This window comes from Kitasatospora sp. NPDC001660, assembly GCF_053596725.1.
Genome location: NZ_JBSFGU010000078.1, coordinates 1 through 18,948 on the forward strand (window position 1 = coordinate 1; position 18,948 = coordinate 18,948).

The 18,948-nt window shown below is 77.2% G+C and carries 2 protein-coding genes; both read left to right on the forward strand.

Annotated features, from left to right (window positions below):
- The coding region (locus ACWCXH_RS37825; protein WP_449806039.1) for an SDR family NAD(P)-dependent oxidoreductase at nucleotides 1–14,034 on the forward strand (14,034 nt) is incomplete at its 5' end.
- An 89-nt stretch (nucleotides 14,035–14,123) separates the two neighbouring features.
- Nucleotides 14,124–18,948: SDR family NAD(P)-dependent oxidoreductase (locus tag ACWCXH_RS37830; protein WP_449806040.1), on the forward strand; the 4,825-nt coding region annotated here is incomplete at its 3' end.

Consider the following 18,948-nt stretch of genomic DNA (forward strand, 5'->3'; position numbering starts at 1 on the left):
ATGCTGGAGGACTTCCGCGCGGTCCTCAACGGGCTGACCTACAGCGCGCCTTCGATCCCGGTCGTCTCCAACCTGACCGGCGGACTGGCCGAAGGCCTCCAGGCGCCCGACTACTGGGTGCGCCACGTCCGCGAGGCCGTCCGCTTCGCCGACGGCATCCGCACCCTCCACGAGGCCGGCGTCACCCGCTACCTCGAACTCGGCCCCGACGGCGTGCTCACCGCCATGGCGGCCGAATCGCTGCCCGCCGACGCGGCCCCGGCCGCCGTCCTCCGCAAGGACCGCCCCGAGGAGCCGGCCGTCCTGGCGGCCCTCGCCCGCCTGCACGTGCGCGGCGCGGGGCCGGACTGGGCGGCGGTGCTCGCCGGGTCCGGCGGCCGTCGCGTCGACCTGCCCACGTACGCCTTCCAGCGCCGGCGCTACTGGCTGCCCGAGCTCCAGTGGCGCGCCGCGGGCGCGCCCGCGGCCGACCCGGTCGAGGAGGCGTTCTGGACCGCCGTCGAGGCAGGCGACCTGCGGGAGGCGTCGGCGGTGCTCGGGATCGCGGAGGAGGCCGCCGAGGCCTCGCTCGACCGCCTGCTGCCGGTCCTGGCCTCCTGGCGCGGGCAGCGGCGCCTGCTGGGCGCGCTCGACGGCTGGACGTACGGGACGGCCTGGGTGCCCGTGCGCGGCCTCACCGACACCGTCCCGTCCGGCCGTTGGCTGGCCGTCGTCCCGGACGACGCGCAGGACGAGGTGGACGACTGGCCCGCCGCCGTCCTCGATGCCCTGGCCGACCGGGGCCTGCGGACCGAGCGCGTGGCGGGGGTCGAGGACGTGGACGCCCTGCTCGCGGACGGCTCCGCCGAGCCGGTCGCCGGAGTCCTGTCCTTCCTCGCCGCCGACGGCCGCCCGCACGCCGGGTTCCACGCCGTTCCCCGGTACCTGCCGGCGACCGTCGAGCTGCTGCGCGCCCTGGAGGCCGCCGGCGGTCCGGCGAGGCTCTGGTGCCTCACCCGGGGCGCGGTCGCCGCCGAGGGCGCCGACCGGGTGCGCGAGCCTGAGCAGGCGCAGCTGTGGGGCCTCGGCCGGGTGGCCGCACTGGAGCACCCGCAGCGCTGGGGCGGGCTGATCGACCTGCCCGACGCCCCCGACGCCCGCACCGCCGTCCGCCTGGCCGGTCTCCTCGCCCAGACCGCCGAGGACCAGCTCGCCCTGCGCGGCTCCGGCGCCTACGCCCGCCGCCTGACCCGCCGCCACCTGCCGGCGGAGTCGACGAGGCACGCTTCGGACGAGCGTGGGGCGGCCGGTGGTCCGGGGGTTTGCGGTGTGGAGCGCAAGGCTCCTGGGCACGCCGCCCCCGACGGCTGGACCGCCCCCCGAGGCACCGTCCTCGTCACCGGCGGCACCGGCGCCCTCGGTGCCCACGTCGCCCGCTGGCTGGCGTCCGCCGGTGCCGAGCACCTGCTGCTCGTCGGGCGTCGTGGCCCCGATGCCCCCGGCGCGCAGGAGCTGAGCGACGAGCTGGCCGCCCTCGGTGCCCGCGTCACCGTCGCCGCGTGCGATGTCGCCGACCGCGACGCGCTCGCCGCCCTGCTGGCCGAGCACCCGGTGAGCGGCATCGTCCACGCCGCCGGTGTGCTCGACGACGGCGTGTTGGAGAGCCTCACGGCCGACCGGTTCGACGCCGTGCTCCGTGCCAAGGCCGCCGCCGCCCGCAACCTCCACGAGCTGACGGCCGGGCACGACCTCGCCCTGTTCGTGTTCTTCTCCTCGATCACCGGTGTCCTCGGCAACCCCGGCCAGGCCAACTACGCCGCCGCGAACGCCTACCTGGACGCCCTGGCCGAGCACCGCCGCGCGGCCGGGCTGCCCGCCACCGCCGTCGCCTGGGGCCCGTGGGCCGGGGGTGGCATGGCGGGCGACCACCCGGGCCTCACCGGGCGGATGCGGCGCAGCGGGCTCGCCCCGATGGACCCGGAGCGGGCGGTCGCCGCGCTGCGCCGGGCCCTGAGCGCGGACGCGTCCGGCCTCACCGTGGCCGACGTCGACTGGAGCGCGCTCGCCCCCGTGCTCACCGCCGCCCGCCCGAGCGCGCTGATCGCGGATGTGCCCGAGGTCCGTCGCGCGGCCCGCCCGGAAGCCGCGGGGACGGCCGACGACTCCCCGCTGGCGCAGCTGCGCGGCCGCACCGCCGACGAGCAGGAGCGCCTGCTGCTGGAGCTCGTGCGCACCGAGGCCGCCGCCGTCCTCGGGCACGCCTCCATCGCGACCGTCGACGCCACCCGGGCGTTCCGGGACCTCGGGTTCGACTCGCTGACCGCCGTCGAGCTGCGGGGCCGCCTCGCCGCCGCGACCGGTCTGCGGCTGCCCGCGACCCTGCTGTTCGACCACCCGACCCCGGCCGCCGTCGCCGCTCACCTGCGCGCCGAACTGGCCGGTACGGCCGCCGGTGCCGCGATCACCGTCGTGGCGCCCGCCGCCGACGAGCCGATCGCGATCGTCGCGATGGCCTGCCGCTTCCCCGGCGGGGTCGAGTCGCCGGAGGACCTGTGGCGGCTGCTCGCCGAGGGCCGGGACGTGGTGGGCCCGTTCCCGGCCGACCGCGGCTGGGACACCGACCGGCTGCACCACCCGGACCCGGACCACGAGGGCACCAGCTACGTCGCCGAGGGCGCGTTCCTCACCGCCCCGGCCGACTTCGACGCCGCCTTCTTCGGCATCTCCCCGCGCGAGGCCCTCGCGATGGACCCGCAGCAGCGGCTCCTGCTGGAGACGGTCTGGGAGGCCGTCGAGCGCTCCGGCACCGACCCCGGCGCGCTGCGCGGCTCGCGGACCGGCGTGTTCGTCGGCTCCAACTTCCAGGACTACCAGGTGCTGCTGGACGCGGCCCGGGAGGGCGTGGCCGGGCACGTGATGACGGGCAACGCCGCGAGCGTGATCTCCGGCCGCGTCGCCTACACCCTCGGCCTGGAGGGCCCGGCCGTCACCGTCGACACCGCGTGCTCGTCCTCCCTGGTCGCCCTGCACCTGGCCGCCCAGGCCCTGCGCCGCGGCGAGTGCTCGCTGGCCCTCGCCGGCGGCGTGACGGTGATGTCCACGCCGCAGGTGTTCGTCGAGTTCTCCCGCCAGCGCGGTCTGGCCCCCGACGGCCGCTGCAAGCCGTTCGCCGCCGCCGCGGACGGTACGGGCTGGGCCGAGGGCGTCGGCGTGCTGCTCGTCGAGCGGCTGTCGGACGCCCGCCGCAACGGCCACCCCGTCCTCGCCGTCGTGCGCGGCTCCGCCGTCAACCAGGACGGCGCCTCCAACGGCCTCACCGCGCCCAACGGCCCGTCCCAGCAGCGGGTGATCCGCGCCGCCCTGGCCGACGCCGGTCTGACGCCCGGTGAGGTGGACGCCGTCGAGGCGCACGGCACCGGCACCCGCCTCGGCGACCCGATCGAGGCCCAGGCGCTCCTCGCCACCTACGGCCAGGATCGTGAACTCCCGCTGCTCCTGGGCTCGGTGAAGTCCAACCTCGGCCACACCCAGGCCGCCGCCGGCGTCGCCGGCGTGATGCGGACCGTGCTCGCGATGCAGCACGGCGAGCTCCCGAAGTCCCTGCACATCGACGCCCCGACCGCGCAGGTCGACTGGACGGCCGGCGCCGTCGAGCTGCTGAGCGAGGCCCGGGCCTGGCCCGCGACCGGACGGCCGCCGCGCGCCGGCGTGTCCTCGTTCGGCGTCAGCGGCACCAACGCCCACGTGATCCTGGAGGCGGCCCCCGAGCCGGAGCCGCTGCCCGAGCGTCCGGCCCCCGCGCGACCGCTGCCCTGGCTGCTGTCCGCCCGGACCCCGGAGGCCGTGCGCGAGCAGGCCCGCCGTCTCGCCGCCCACGTCCGCGCGACCGAGCCCGCCCTCGACGACGTCGCCCGCTCCCTCGCCACCACCCGCGCCGCCCTGGAGCACCGGGCCGCCGTCGTCGCGCCCGACCGGGCGGCACTCCTGGACGGCCTGGACGCGCTCGCCGACGGCCGCGCCACCCCCGCCGTCCTGGAGGGCCAGGCCGCGGGGGAGGGCGCGCCGGTCTTCGTCTTCCCCGGCCAGGGCTCCCAGTGGATCGGCATGGCGGTCGAACTCCTCGACACCGCACCGGTGTTCGCGCAGCGCTTCGCCGAGTGCGCGGCGGCGCTGGAGCCGTTCACCGACTGGTCGGCCACCGGCGTCCTGCGCGGCGAGCCCGGTGCGCCCGGCTTCGACCGCGTCGACGTCGTGCAGCCCGTGCTGTTCGCCGTCATGGTGTCGCTCGCCGAGCTGTGGCGCGCGCACGGCGTCGAACCGGCCGCCGTGCTCGGCCACTCGCAGGGCGAGATCGCCGCCGCCTGCGTGGCCGGCGCGCTCTCCCTGGACGACGCCGCCCGCGTCGTCGCCCTGCGCAGCCGGGCGATCCGGCAGCTCGCGGGCCTCGGCGGCATGGTGTCGGTGGCCGAGCCGGTCGCCGCCGTCCGCGAGCGCCTCGCGCGCTGGGACGAGCGGATCTCCGTCGCCGCCGTCAACGGCCCCGGCTCGGTGGTGGTCTCGGGCGAACCCGACGCCCTGGAGGAGCTGATCGCCGACTGCGAGCGGTCCGGCGTGCGCGCCCGCCGCATCCCCGTCGACTACGCCTCGCACTCCGCCCACGTCGAGCGCATCGAGCACGAACTGCTCGACCTCCTCGCGCCGATCGCCCCGCGCAGCGCCGACGTCCCGTTCTGCTCGACCGTCACCGGGACCGTGATCGACACCGCCGGGCTCGACGCCGCCTACTGGTACCGCAACCTGCGCCACACCGTGGAGTTCGAGGAGGCCACCCGCACCCTGCTGGCAGCCGGCCACCGGGTGTTCGTCGAGGTCAGCCCGCACCCCGTGGTGACCACCGGCGTTCAGGAGACGATCGAGGACAGCGGCCTGCCCGCCGCCGCCCTCGGGACGCTGCGCCGCGACGAGGGCGGCCTCGGCCGCTTCCTCCTGGCCCTCGCCGACGCCCGCAACCACGGCGCCCGGGTGGACTGGGACCTCTTCTTCGCCGGCACCGGTGCCCGGGCCACCGAGCTGCCGACCTACCCGTTCCAGCGCCGGCGCTACTGGCCGCGCCCGGGCGGGGCGGGCGGCGACGTCACCACGGCCGGACTGGCCGCGCCCGAGCACCCGCTGCTCGGAGCCGCCGTCGAACTCGCCCAGGCCGGCGGGCTGGTGGCCACCGCCCGCTGGTCGCTGCACACCCACCCGTGGCTCGCCGACCACGCCGTCGCGGGCACCGTCGTCGTGCCCGGCACCGCGCTGGTCGAAGCGGTCGTACGGGCCGGCGACGAGCTCGGCTGCGGGCGCATCGAGGAACTGACCCTGCACGCGCCCGTGTTGCTGCCCGAGCGCGGCGCCCTCCAGGTGCAGATCGAGGTCGGCGCCCCGGACGGCACGGGCCTGCGCCCGGTCGCCGTGCACGCCCGCCCGGCGGACGCGGACGCGCCGGAGGGCTGGACCCGGCACGCCGACGGCCGGGTGGGCCCCGCCGGGGCCGAGCCCGCGCCGGCGTCCGCCGCCTGGCCGCCCGCCGGCGCCGAGCCGATCGACGTCAGCGGCTTCTATCCGGGCCTGCGCGAGGACGGCTACGGCTACGGCCCGGTGTTCCAGGGCGTGCGCGCGGCCTGGCGCCTCGGCGCCGCCGTCCACGCCGAGGTGGAGCTGCCCGAGCCGGCCCGCGCCGACGCCGCCCGCTACGGCCTGCACCCCGCCCTCCTCGACGCCGCCCTGCACCCCGCCGGCCTCGGCCCGCTGCAGGGCCGCCCCGGGCTGCCGTTCGCCTGGACCGGCGTCACGCTCCACGCCGCCGGGGCCACCGCGCTGCGGGTGACGCTCACCCCGGCCGGGCCCGACGCGGTGTCCGTCGAGATGTCCGACCCGACCGGCCGTGCGGTGGCCACCGTCGAGGCCCTGGCCGTGCGCCCGCTCGCCGACGGTGCCCTCGACCCGGCCGCCCGGGTGGCCCGCGAGGCGCTCTTCCACCTGGACTGGCCGGCCCTGACCATCCCCGAGCCGGGGCCGGCCCCCGCCCGCTGGGCCGTCCTCGGCGAGCGGCCCGCCCACGCGGCGGCCCTCGCCGAGGCGGGCGTCACCCTCACCGACGGCGCCGACGCCGACGCCGACCTGACGCTCGTGCAGCTGAGCGGCGACGAACCGCTCGCCGCCCTCGAACGCGCCCTCGCCGTCCTCCGGACCTGGCTCGCCGGCGACCGCCCCGACGCCACCCTGCTCGTGACGACCCGCCGAGCGGTCGCCGCCGACCCCGCCGAGGACGTCCACGACCTGCCCGCCGCCGCCGTCCACGGCCTGGTCCGCTCCGCCCAGAGCGAGCACCCCGGCCGCATCGTGCTCGCCGACCTGGACGACGACCCCGCCTCCTGGCGCGCCCTGCCCGCCGCGCTCGCCACCGGAGAGCCCCGGCTCGCGCTGCGCCACGGCACCGCGCACGCCGCCCGCCTGGCCCGCGCCCACACCGCCGAGCCGCTGCCCGTGCCCGACGGTCCGTGGCGCCTCGACATCCGCACCAAGGGCACCGTCGACAACCTCGAACTCCTGCCGAGCCCCGACGCGGCCGCGCCGCTCGCCGAGGGCGAGGTCCGGATCGAGGTCCGCGCCGCCGGCCTCAACTTCCGCGACGTCCTCAACTCCCTCGACATGTACCCGGGCGGCGCGCGCTTCCTCGGCTCCGAGGCCGCCGGTGTCGTGCGCGAGCTCGGCCCCGGCGTCACCGGACTCGCCGTCGGCGACCGCGTGATGGGCATGGTCCCGGGCGGCTTCGGCCCGCTCGCCGTCACCGACCACCGCCTTGTCGCCCGCGTGCCGCAGGGCTGGACCTTCGCCCAGGCCGCCTCCGTCCCCGTCGTCTTCCTCACCGCCTACTACGCCCTGCGCGACCTCGCCGGCCTCCAGGCCGGCGAGCGCCTCCTCGTCCACGCCGCGACCGGCGGCGTCGGCATGGCCGCCACCCAGCTCGCCCGCCTCTGGGGCGCCGAGGTCTACGCCACCGCGAGCGAGGCCAAGCAGCACCTGCTGCGCACCGACGGCCTGCCCGACACCGCCATCGCCTCCTCCCGCACCCTCGACTTCGAGGAGCGCTTCCGCACCGCCACCGGCGGCGCCGGCGTGGACGTCGTCCTCAACTCCCTCGCGGGGGAGTACGTCGACGCCTCGCTGCGCCTCCTCGGCCCCGGCGGGCGGCTGATCGAGATGGGCAAGACCGACGTCCGCGGCGCCGACGAGATCGCCGCCGCCCATGGCGGCGCCCGCTACCGCGCCTTCGACCTCCAGGAGGCCGGGCCCGAGCGGATCGGACAGATGCTCGCCGACCTGGTCGAGCTGTTCGAACAGGGCGCCCTGCGCTCCCTCCCGCTCACCTGCTGGGACGTCACCCGCGCCCGCGAGGCCTTCCGGCACATGGCCCAGGCCCGGCACACCGGCAAGATCGTGCTCACCGTCCCGCGCCCCTGGGACCGCGCCGGCACCGTCCTGATCACCGGCGGCACCGGCACCCTCGGCGCCGAACTCGCCCGCCACCTGGTGACGGCGCGCGGCGTGCGGCACCTGCTGCTGGCCGGCCGCAGCGGCCTCGCCGTCCCCGGAGCGGCAACGCTGGCCGAGGAGCTGACCGCCCTCGGCGCCGACGTCACCGTCGCCGCCTGCGACACCGCCGACCGCGACGCCCTGGCCGCCCTGCTGGACGCCGTGCCCGCCGAGCACCCCCTGACCGCCGTGGTCCACGCCGCGGGCGTCCTCGACGACGGCGTGGTGGAAGGCCTGACGGCCGACCGGCTCGCCGCCGTCCTGCGCCCCAAGGCCGACGCCGCCCGCCACCTGCACGAGCTCACCCGCGGCCTCGACCTCGCCGACCTCGTCCTCTTCTCCTCCGCCGCAGGCGTGTTCGGCTCGCCCGGCCAGGGCAACTACGCCGCCGCCAACACCTGGCTCGACGCCCTCGCCCAGCACCGACGGGTCAACGGCCTGCCCGCCACCTCCCTCGCCTGGGGCCTGTGGGCGCAGGCCAGCACGATGACCGCCCACCTCGGCGCCACCGACCGCGCCCGCGCCGAACAGTCCGGCGCACTCACCCTCAGCACCCCCGACGGCCTCGCCCTGTTCGACGCCGCCCTCGCCGCCCACCGCGCCGTCCTCGTGCCCGTCCGCCTGGACACCGCCGCACTGCGCGCCCGCGGCGCGGCCGAACTCCCCGCCCTGCTGCGCTCGCTGCTGCGCTTTTCTCTCGGGGGCACCCCGGCCCGCCGCACCGCGCAGACCGCCCAGGCCGCCGACGGGCTGCGCGCCCGCCTCGCCGGGCTCACCGCGGCCGACCGCCACGCGGCGCTGCTCGACCTGGTGAGCGGCTGCACCGCCGCCGTCCTCGGCCATTCCTCGGCCGACCAGGTCCACGCCGCACGGCCGTTCCGCGACCTCGGCGTCGACTCGCTGACCGCCGTCGAGCTGCGCAACCGCCTCAACACCGCGACCGGCCTGCGGCTGCCCGCGACCCTGGTGTTCGACCACCCCACCCCCGGGGCACTCGCCGGACACCTGGCCGACGGTCTCACCGGCACCGGCGGAGCGGCCGAGACCGGCGCCGCCCTCCAGACCGCCGACGAGCCGATCGCGATCGTCGGCATGGCCTGCCGCTTCCCGGGCGGCGTCGCGACCCCCGAGGACCTGTGGACCCTGCTGTCCACCGGCACCGACGCCGTCGCCGCCTTCCCCGCCGACCGCGGCTGGGACCTCGACCGCCTCTACGACGGCATCCCCGACCACCCCGACTCCTCCCGCACCCGCGAGGGCGGCTTCCTCGCCGACGCCGCCGGGTTCGACGCCGCCTTCTTCGGCGTCAGCCCCAACGAGGCCCTCGCGATGGACCCGCAGCAGCGGCTCCTGCTGGAGACCTCGTGGGAGGCCCTCGAACGCGCCGGCATCGACCCCGGCACGCTGCGCGGCAGCCGCACCGGCGTGTTCGCCGGCCTGTCCTCCAGCGACTACCTCGACCGGGTCGGCCGCGTCCCCGAGGAGGCCGCCCCCTACGTCACCACCGGCAACGCCGCGAGCGTCCTCTCCGGCCGCGTCGCCTACACCCTCGGCCTGGAGGGCCCGGCCGTCACCGTCGACACCGCGTGCTCCTCCTCCCTGGTCGCCCTCCACCTGGCCGTCCGCGCGCTGCGCGGCGGCGAGTGCACGCTCGCCCTCGCGGGCGGCGTCACCGTGATGTCCACGCCGATGATCCCGGTCGACTTCGCCCGCCAGCGCGGCCTGGCCGCCGACGGCCGCTGCAAGCCCTTCGCCGACGCCGCCGACGGCACCGGCTTCTCCGAGGGCGTCGGCGTCCTGCTCGTCGAACGGCTCTCGGACGCGCAGCGCAACGGGCACCCCGTCCTCGCCGTCGTGCGCGGCTCCGCCGTCAACCAGGACGGCGCCAGCAACGGGCTCAGCGCCCCCAACGGCCCGTCCCAGCAGCGCGTCATCCGCGCCGCCCTGACCGACGCCGGTCTGACGCCCGGTGAGGTGGACGCCGTCGAGGCGCACGGCACCGGCACCCGCCTCGGCGACCCGATCGAGGCCCAGGCGCTGCTCGCCACCTACGGCCAGGACCGCGAACTCCCGCTCCTCGTCGGCTCGGTGAAGTCCAACCTCGGCCACACCCAGGCCGCCGCCGGCGTCGCCGGCGTGATGCGGACCGTGCTCGCCCTGCGGCACGCCGCCCTCCCGCAGAGCCTCCACATCGACCGGCCCACCACGCACGTCGACTGGACGGAGGGCGCCGTCGACCTGCTCACCGAGGCCCGCGCCTGGCCCGCCACCGGACGGCCCCGCCGCGCCGGCGTCTCCTCCTTCGGCCTCAGCGGCACCAACGCCCACGTCATCCTCGAACAGGCCCCGGACCAGGAACACGGGGCGGCACCCGCGCCCGAGCGCCCCGCCCTGCCCTGGCTGCTCTCGGCCCGCAGCGCCCAGGCCCTGCGCGGCCAGGCCCGCGCCCTGCTCGACCACCTCGACGGCACCGCCGCCGAGCCGCTCGACCTCGCCCACTCCCTCGCCACCGGCCGCGCCCTGCTGGAGCACCGCGCCGCCGTCGTCGGCACCGGCGTCGATGACCTGCGCGCCGGCCTCGGCGCGCTCGCCGACGGCACGCCCGCCCCGGGCGTCGTCACCGGCCGGCACGCCGCCGGGCGCGACCGCCGGGTCGTCCTCCTCTTCCCCGGACAGGGCTCCCAGTGGGCCGGAATGGGCGCCGAACTCCTCGACGCCTCACCGGAGTTCGCCGAGCAGATCGCCGCCTGCGAACAGGCCCTCGCGCCCTGGACGGACTGGTCGCTCGAAGCCGTCCTGCGCGGCGGGCCCGACGCGCCGCCGCTCGACCGCGTCGACGTCGCCCAGCCCGCGCTGTGGGCCACCATGATCGCGCTCGCCGCCTGCTGGCAGGCCCACGGCGTCACCCCCGCCGCCGTGCTCGGCCACTCGCAGGGCGAGATCGCCGCCGCCTGCGTGGCCGGCGCGCTCTCCCTGGAGGACGGCGCGAAGGTCGTCGCCCTGCGCAGCCAGGCCATCGCCCGCGATCTCTCCGGCCACGGCGGCATGGTGTCGGTGCCGCAGGCCCACGCCGACGTCCTCGCCCGCATCGAGCCCCACGACGGCCGGATCTCGGTGGCCGCCGCCAACGGCCCGGCCGGCGTCGTGGTCTCCGGCGAGCCCGCCGCCCTCGACGACCTCCTGGCCGGCTGCGCCCGCGACGGCGTCCGCGCCAAGCGCATCCCCGTCGACTACGCCTCGCACTCCGCCCAGGTCGAGCGGATCGAGGAGACCCTCCTCGCCGAGCTCGCCGGGCTGACGACGCGCGAGGCCCGCATCCCGTTCTTCTCCACCGTCACCGCCGACTGGCTCGGCGACACCCCGCTCGACGCCGGGTACTGGTACCGGAACCTGCGGCGGACCGTCCGCCTGGAGGAGTCCGTCCGCGCCCTGCTCGCCCAGGGCCACGACGCCTTCCTCGAATGCAGCCCGCACCCCGTGCTCGCCATGGCCGTCGAGGACACCGCGGCCGACGCGGGCGCCCAGGCCGTCGTGCTCGGCACCGTCCGGCGCGAGGACGGTGGCCCCGCCCGCCTGCTGGCCTCCCTCGCCGAGGCCCACGTGAGCGGCGTGCGGATCGACTGGCACCCCGCCGTCGCCGGCGGCCGGCCCGTCGACCTGCCCACCTACGCCTTCCAGCGCCGCCGCTACTGGCTCGCCCAGGACGCCGCCCGCCCCGGCGCGCCCGGCCCGTCCGACCTGTCCGGCCTGGAGCACGTCGTGCGCCTCGCGGAGGACGACACAGTCCTGCTCACCGGCCGGATCGGCACGACGCCGCACCCCTGGACGGCCGACCACCGCGTGCGCGGCACCGCCGTCGTCCCGGGCACCGCGCTGCTCGACTGGGCCGTGCGGGCCGGCGACGAGGCCGGCTGCCCGACCGTCGCCGAACTCACCGAGCTCGCCCCGCTGCCCCTGCCCGAGCAGGGCACCGTCGACCTCCAGCTCACCGTGGGCCCCGCCGGCGCCGACGGCCGACGACCCCTCACCGTCCACGCGCGCCCGACCGGCGCGCCCGACGACACCCCGTGGACCCGCCACGCCACCGGCACCCTGACCGGCGCCGACGCCGCCGGCACGCCTGTGGCCGACTGGCCGCCTGCCGATGCCCAGGCGGTGGACGCCGTCGAGCCGGCGGGCGCCGGGTACGGCGAGCGCTTCCGCACCGTCCTGGCGCGGTGGCGGCGCGGCGACGAGCTGTTCGCCGAGGTCGCCCTGCCCGAGGAGCACCGCACCGAGACGGCCGGCTTCCGCGTCCACCCCGCCCTGCTCCAGGCCCTCCTCGCCGGGCTGCCCGCCGGCACCGACCCGGCCGGCACCGACCCCGCCCAGCCCGCCGACTGGCGCGGCGTCACCGTGCACGCCACCGGTGCCGCCCTGCTCCGCGTCCGGCTCACCCCGGCCGCCGACGGCACCCACGCGCTCACCGCCGCCGACGCCGACGGCGCCCCCGTGCTCACCGCCGAGGCCGTCACCGTGCGCCCGATCGCGGCCGACCGCCTCGCCTCGGCGGCCGACCCGCTCCACGCGGTCGACTGGATCCCGGTCAAGGCTCCTGCCGACCACGGTGACGACCTCGCCGTCCTGGGCGCGGACGACGCGCTCGCCGCCGCCCTCGGCGCCCGCGCCTACGCCGACCTCGCCGCGCTCACCGCCGCCCTCGACGCCGGCGAGCCCGCACCCGGCACGGTCGTCCACCGCCTCTCCGCGGCCGACGACGGCGACCCCGTCGCCGCCACGCACCGCTCCGTCCGGGCCGCCCACGGCCTCGCCCGCGCCTGGCTCGGCGAACCGCGTCTCGCCGACGCCCGCCTCGCCCTGCTCACCCACGGAGCCGAGACCACGGCCCCCGACGACGACGTCACCGCCCTCGCCCAGGCCGCCGCCCACGGACTGATCCGCTCCGCCCAGTCCGAGAACCCCGGCCGCTTCCTCCTCGTCGACCTCGACGGCGACCCGGCCCCCGAGGCCGCCCTGCGCGCCGCCCTCGCCGTCCCCGACGAGCCGCGCCTGGCCGTCCGCGGCGGCGAGGTGACGGCACCCCGGCTGCGCCCGGCGAACGGCACCGGGGAAAGCCGGGCCTGGTCCTGGAACCCCGCCGGCACCGTCCTGATCACCGGCGGCACCGGCACCCTCGGCGCCCTCGTCGCCCGCCACCTCGTCACCGAACACGGCGTCCGCCACCTCCTGCTCACCGGCCGGCGCGGCCCGGACGCCCCCGGCGCGACCGAGCTCCTCGCCGACCTGGCGGCCCTCGGCGCCGACACCCGCGTCGCCGCCTGCGACACCGCCGACCGCGCCGCCCTCGACGCGCTCCTCGCCACCGTCCCCGCCGAGCACCCGCTGACCGGCGTCGTCCACGCCGCCGGCGTCCTGCACGACGGGCTGCTCGAAAGCCTGACGGACGACCAGCTCACCGAGGTGCTGCGCCCCAAGGCGGACGCCGCGTGGAACCTCCACGAGGTGACCAGCCACCTCGACCTCTCGGCCTTCGTCCTGTTCTCCTCCTTCGCCGCCACGGCCGGCGGCCCCGGCCAGGCCAACTACGCCGCCGCCAACGCCTTCCTCGACGCCCTCGCCCACCGCCGCCGCGCCGAGGGCCGCCCGGCCGTCTCCCTCGCGTGGGGATACTGGGGAGAATCGAGTGGAATGACGTCCACGCTGGACGCCGTGGACATCGCCCGCTTCGCGCGCTCCGGCATGCTGCCGCTCACGGCCGGCCAGGGCCTCGCCCTGCTCGACGCCGCGAGCGCCGTCGACCGACCGCACCTGGTCCCCGTCCGGCTCGACCGGCACGCCCTCGCCGCGGCCGGCGCGCCGCCGCTCTTCGCCGAGCTGGCGCCCCGCCGCGCCGCCGCCCGGCCCACCGCCGCCGGCCCGGCCGGCAGCGCGTCGCCCGGCGGCGACCGGGGCGTCCTGGACCGGTTGCCGGGGCTCGCCGCCGGCCGGCAGGAGAAGCTGCTGCTGGACGTCGTCGTCGGACACCTCGCCGCCGTCCTCGGCCACGGCTCGCCCGAGGCCGTCGAACCCGAGCGCGGCTTCCTCGACCTCGGCATGACCTCCCTGACCGCCGTCGAGCTGCGCAACCGCCTCAACGCCGAGCTCGGCCTCCGGCTGCCCACGACGACGATCTTCGACCACCCGTCGCCCACCGCCCTGGCCGGCCGGCTGCGCGAACTGGTCGGCGCGCCGACCGGCACCGCCGCCCCGGACCGGCCCGTCTTCGCCGAACTCGACGACCTGGAGACGGCGCTCGGCGCCACCGAACTGGACGCCGACTCCCGCACCCGGCTCCTCGCCCGCCTCAAGAGCCTCCAGTGGCGGCTCGACGGTGACGCGGACGGGCCGACCGCCGCCGACGGGCCGGACGACGCGCTCGACGGCACCACCGACGACGAGATGTTCGACCTGATCGACCGCGAACTCGGACTCGCCTGACCCGCCCTGCGGGCACCGCCGACCGGCCCGCAGGGCACCGCCGGCCCGCGCACCCGTACCACCCTTCCGAACTGCGAGGTTTCCCACCCATGGCCAGCACCTCCGAGGACAAGCTCCGCGACTACCTCAAGAAGGTCACCGCGGACCTGCGGCGCACGAAGCAGCGCCTGGAGTCCGTCGAGGCGAGGGACGCCGAGCCGATCGCGATCATCGGGATGGCCTGCCGCTACCCCGGCGGCGTCCGCACCCCGGAGGACCTCTGGCGGCTGGTCGCCGACGGCGCCGACGCCATCGGCGACCTCCCGGCCGACCGCGGGTGGGACACCGGGAACCTCTACGACCCCACCCCGGGCACCCCCGGCAAGAGCTACGTGCGCCACGGCGGGTTCCTCGACGGCGTCGCCGACTTCGACGCCGAGCTGTTCGGCATCGCCCCCCGCGAGGCCCTCGCCATGGACCCGCAGCAGCGGCTCCTCCTCGAATCCGCCTGGGAGGCGATCGAGCGCGCCCGCATCGCCCCCGCCGACCTGCGCGGCACCGACACCGGCGTGTTCATCGGTGGAGCCGACACCGACTACGGCTCCCTCGCCCGGCAGACCGAGGAGACCGAAGGCCACCTCCTCACCGGCGGAGCCGTCAGCGTCCTCTCCGGCCGCATCGCCTACACCCTCGGCCTGGAGGGCCCGGCCGTCACCGTCGACACCGCGTGCTCCTCCGCCCTCGTCGCCCTCCACCTCGCGGTCCGCGCGCTGCGCGCCGGGGAGTGCTCGATGGCCGTCGCCGGCGGCGTCGCCGTCATGCCCACCACCCGGCTGTTCACCGAGTTCTCCCGCCAGCGCGGCCTCGCCCCGGACGGGCGCTGCAAGCCCTTCGCGGAGGCCGCCGACGGCACGTCGTGGGCCGAGGGCGTCGGCGTCCTGCTCGTCGAGCGGCTCTCCGACGCCCGGCGCCTCGGCCACGAGGTGCTCGCCGTCGTCCGGGGCACCGCCGTCAACCAGGACGGCGCCAGCAGCCGTCTGACCGCCCCCAACGGCCCCTCCCAGCAGCGCGTCATCCAGGCCGCCCTCGCCAACGCCCGCCTCACCCCCGACCAGGTCGACGCCGTCGAGGCGCACGGCACCGGCACGACCCTCGGCGACCCCATCGAGGCCCAGGCCCTGCTCGCGACGTACGGGCAGGACCGGCCCGCGGACCGGCCGCTCTACCTCGGCGGCGTCAAGTCGAACATCGGCCACGCCCAGGCGGCGTCCGGTGTCGCGGGCGTGATCAAGACGGTGATGGCGCTGCGCGCCGGGCTGCTGCCGGCCACCCTGCACGTCGACGAGCCGTCCTCGCACGTGGACTGGACGGCGGGCGCCGTCGAGTTGCTGACGCAGGCCCGGGACTGGCCGGAGACCGGACGCCCGCGCCGGGCGGGCGTGTCGGCGTTCGGCATCAGCGGGACGAACGCGCACGTGGTGCTGGAGCAGGCCGACGAACGTGAGCCGGAGGAGCGCTCGGAGGTCGTTCCGGCAGTCGTGCCGTGGGTGCTGAGCGGCCGGACGGCGGACGCGCTGCGCGCCCAGGCGGCCCGCCTGCTCGACGGTGCGGCGGGCCTGCCCGTCGCGGACGTGGCGGCGGCGCTGGTCACCAGCCGGTCGATGCTCAACCACCGGGCCGTGGTGGTCGGTTCGGACCGGGACGCGCTGCTGCGCGGGCTCGGCGAGGTGGCGGCGGGCGAGGCCGGGACGGCCGGGGCCGTCGAGGGCGCGGTCCGGGGCGGCGGGACGGCGTTCCTGTTCTCGGGGCAGGGGTCGCAGCGGCTGGGGATGGGGCGGGAGTTGTATGCCCGGTTCCCGGTGTTCGCGGAGGCGTTCGATGCGGTGTGCGGGGCGGTGGATCTTCCGGTCCGGGAGGTCGTGTGGGGTGCGGACGCGGAGGTGTTGAACCGGACGGAGTTCGCCCAGGTGGCGCTCTTCGCGGTCGAGGTGGCGTTGTACCGGCTGGTGGAATCGCTGGGTGTGCGGCCGGAGTTCGTGGCGGGGCACTCGATCGGTGAGGTTGCGGCTGCGCATGTGGCCGGTGTGTTCTCGCTGGAGGACGCCTGCGCGCTGGTCGCTGCTCGCGGCCGGCTGATGCAGGCGTTGCCGGAGGGCGGTGCGATGCTCGCGGTGCAGGCGACGGAGGGCGAAGTCCTGCCGTTGCTGGGCGAGTTCGTGTCGATTGCGGCTCTCAACGGCCCGACGTCGGTGGTCGTTTCCGGCGCGGAGGAGGCTGTCGAGGCGATCCGCGCGCACTTCGCCGAGCGCAGGACGACGCGTCTTCGCGTGTCCCACGCCTTCCACTCGCCGCTGATGGACCCGATGCTGGAGGACTTCCGCGGGGTTCTCGACGGGCTGACGTACGCGGCTCCTTCGATTCCCGTGGTCTCGAATCTGACGGGTGAGATCGCCGCGCCCGAGCAGCTGTGCACCCCCGACTACTGGGTGCGCCACGTTCGCGAGGCCGTCCGGTTCGCCGACGGCATGCGCGCGCTGGAAGTTGCTGGCGTCACGCGTTTCGTGGAGCTCGGCCCTGACGGTGTCCTCACCGCCCTGGCGGCCGGCTCCCTTTCCGAGGATGCCGTGCTGGCCTCCGTCCTCCGCAAGGACCAGCCCGAGGAACCGACCACGCTCGCAGCCCTCGCGCGCCTGCACGTCACCGGCGCGCACGTGGACTGGGCCGCCCTCTTCGCCGGCACCGCCGTTCGCCCGGTGGACCTGCCGACCTACGCTTTCCAGCACCGCCGCTACTGGCCTCCCACCGCCCCCGCGGCGGCCGGCGACCTCGGCGCCGCCGGCCTCGACACCGCAGACCACCCGCTGCTCACCGCCTCGCTCGAACTCTCGGACGACGACGGCCTGTTGTTCACGTCCCGGCTCTCCCGGCAGTCCCACCCCTGGCTCGCCGACCACGTGGTGCGCGGCAACGTCCTGCTGCCCGGCACCGCGTTCCTCGAACTGGCCGTCCGCGCCGGGGACGAGGCCGGCTGCGACCGCGTCGAGGAACTGACCCTGGCCGCGCCGCTCGTTCTGCCCGAGTGTGAGGGTGTCCAGCTGCAACTGCGCGTCGGCGCGGCGGACGAGAACGGACGCCGCACCTTCGCCGTCGCCTCCCGGCCCGAGGGCGCCGACGGCCGCCCCTGGGACCAGCACGCGACCGGCGTCCTGGCCGTGGGGGAGACGCGCACCGCGTTCGACACGTCCGTCTGGCCGCCGGCCGGTGCCGAGGCGGTCGATCTGACCGGGCTGTACGAGGGCATGGCCGACGGCGGCTACGCGTACGGCCCGGTGTTCCGGGGCCTGCGGGCGGCCTGGCGTCGCGGGGACGAGGTCTTCGCCGACGTCGCCCTGCCGGAGGGCACCGAGGGCACCGGCTACGGTCTGCACCCGGCGCTGCTGGACGCGGCCCTGCACGTGACGGCCGTCAACGGGATGCCGCACGGCGTCGTGCCGTTCTCGTGGGAGGACGTGTCGCTGCACGCGTCCGGCGCGTCGTCGGTGCGCGTGCGCGTCACGCGGACCGGCGAGGAGTCCGTGGCGGTGGCGGTCGCCGACGCCGAGGGTTTGCCGGTGGCGTCGCTGGGGTCGCTGGCCCTGCGCGCGGTGTCCACGGGCGAGGTGGCGGCGGCCGGTCGGGACGGGCTGTTCCGGGTGGACTGGGTGCCGGTGAAGGCTTCCGGCTCTGCGGAGTTCGTGGAGGTGGAGTCGCTGGCGCAGGTGCCGGTGGAGGTTCCGCCGGTGGTGGTGATCCGACCGGCTGCCGGTGAGGTGCATGAGCGGACGGCGCGGGTGTTGGAGTTGCTCCAGGGCTGGCTGACGGAGGAGCGTTTCGCCGCTTCCCGTCTGGTGTTCGTGACGCGCGGCGTGGTGGCGGGCGAGGACCTGTCGGGCGCGGCGGCCTGGGGCCTGGTGCGGTCGGCGATGTCGGAGGAGCCGGGTCGGTTCGGCCTGGTGGACCTGGCGGGGGATGAGGAGCTGCCGTCCGCCGCCCTGGGTCTGGACGAGCCGCAGCTGCTGGTTCGGGACGGGGAGATCCTCGCAGCCCGGATCGTGCGCGCCGAATCCTCGGGTGAGACGGTGGCCTGGGCCGGCGAGGGCGCGGTCCTGATCACCGGCGGGACGGGCGGCCTGGGCCGGGTCATGGCCCGCCACCTGGCCGTCGAGCACGGGGTGCGGCACCTGCTGCTGGTGAGCCGCCGGGGTGCGGACGCCGACGGGACGGCCGAGCTGCTCGCCGGGCTGGCGGAGGTCGGCGCGGAGGCCGTCGTCGAGGCGTGCGACGTGGCCGATCCGGCCGCGGTGGCGGACCTGTTCGCCCGGCACGAGATCCGCGCGGTCGTCCACACGGCCGGGGTGATCGACGACGGCGTGGTCGGCTCGCTGACCGCTGCGAGGGTTTCGGAGGTCCTCCGCCCGAAGGCGGACGCCGCCTGGAACCTGCACGAGGCCACGAAGGACCGCGAGTTGGCGGCCTTCGTGCTGTTCTCCTCCGTCTCCGGCGTCTTCGGCGGCCCGGGACAGGCCGCCTACGCGGCGGGCAACGCCTACCTGGACGCGCTGGCGCTCCACCGCCGCTCGCTCGGCCTGCCCGCCGTCTCGCAGGCGTGGGGCCCGTGGACCCGTGACGGCGGCATGACCGGCACGCTCGCCGACGTCGACCTGCACCGGATCGCGCGCGCGGGCATGCCGGAGCTCACCCCCGCCGAGGGCGCCGAGTTGTTCGACGCCTCGCTCGCGGCCGATGAGCCCGCGATCCTGCCCGTGCGCCTGGACCTCGCGGTGCTGCGGGCCCAGGACTCGGTGCCCGCGCTGCTGCGCGGGCTGGTGCGGGGCCGGGTGCGGCGCGCGGTGGTGGCGGGCTCGGCCGTGTCGGCGGGCCTGGCGCAGCGCCTGT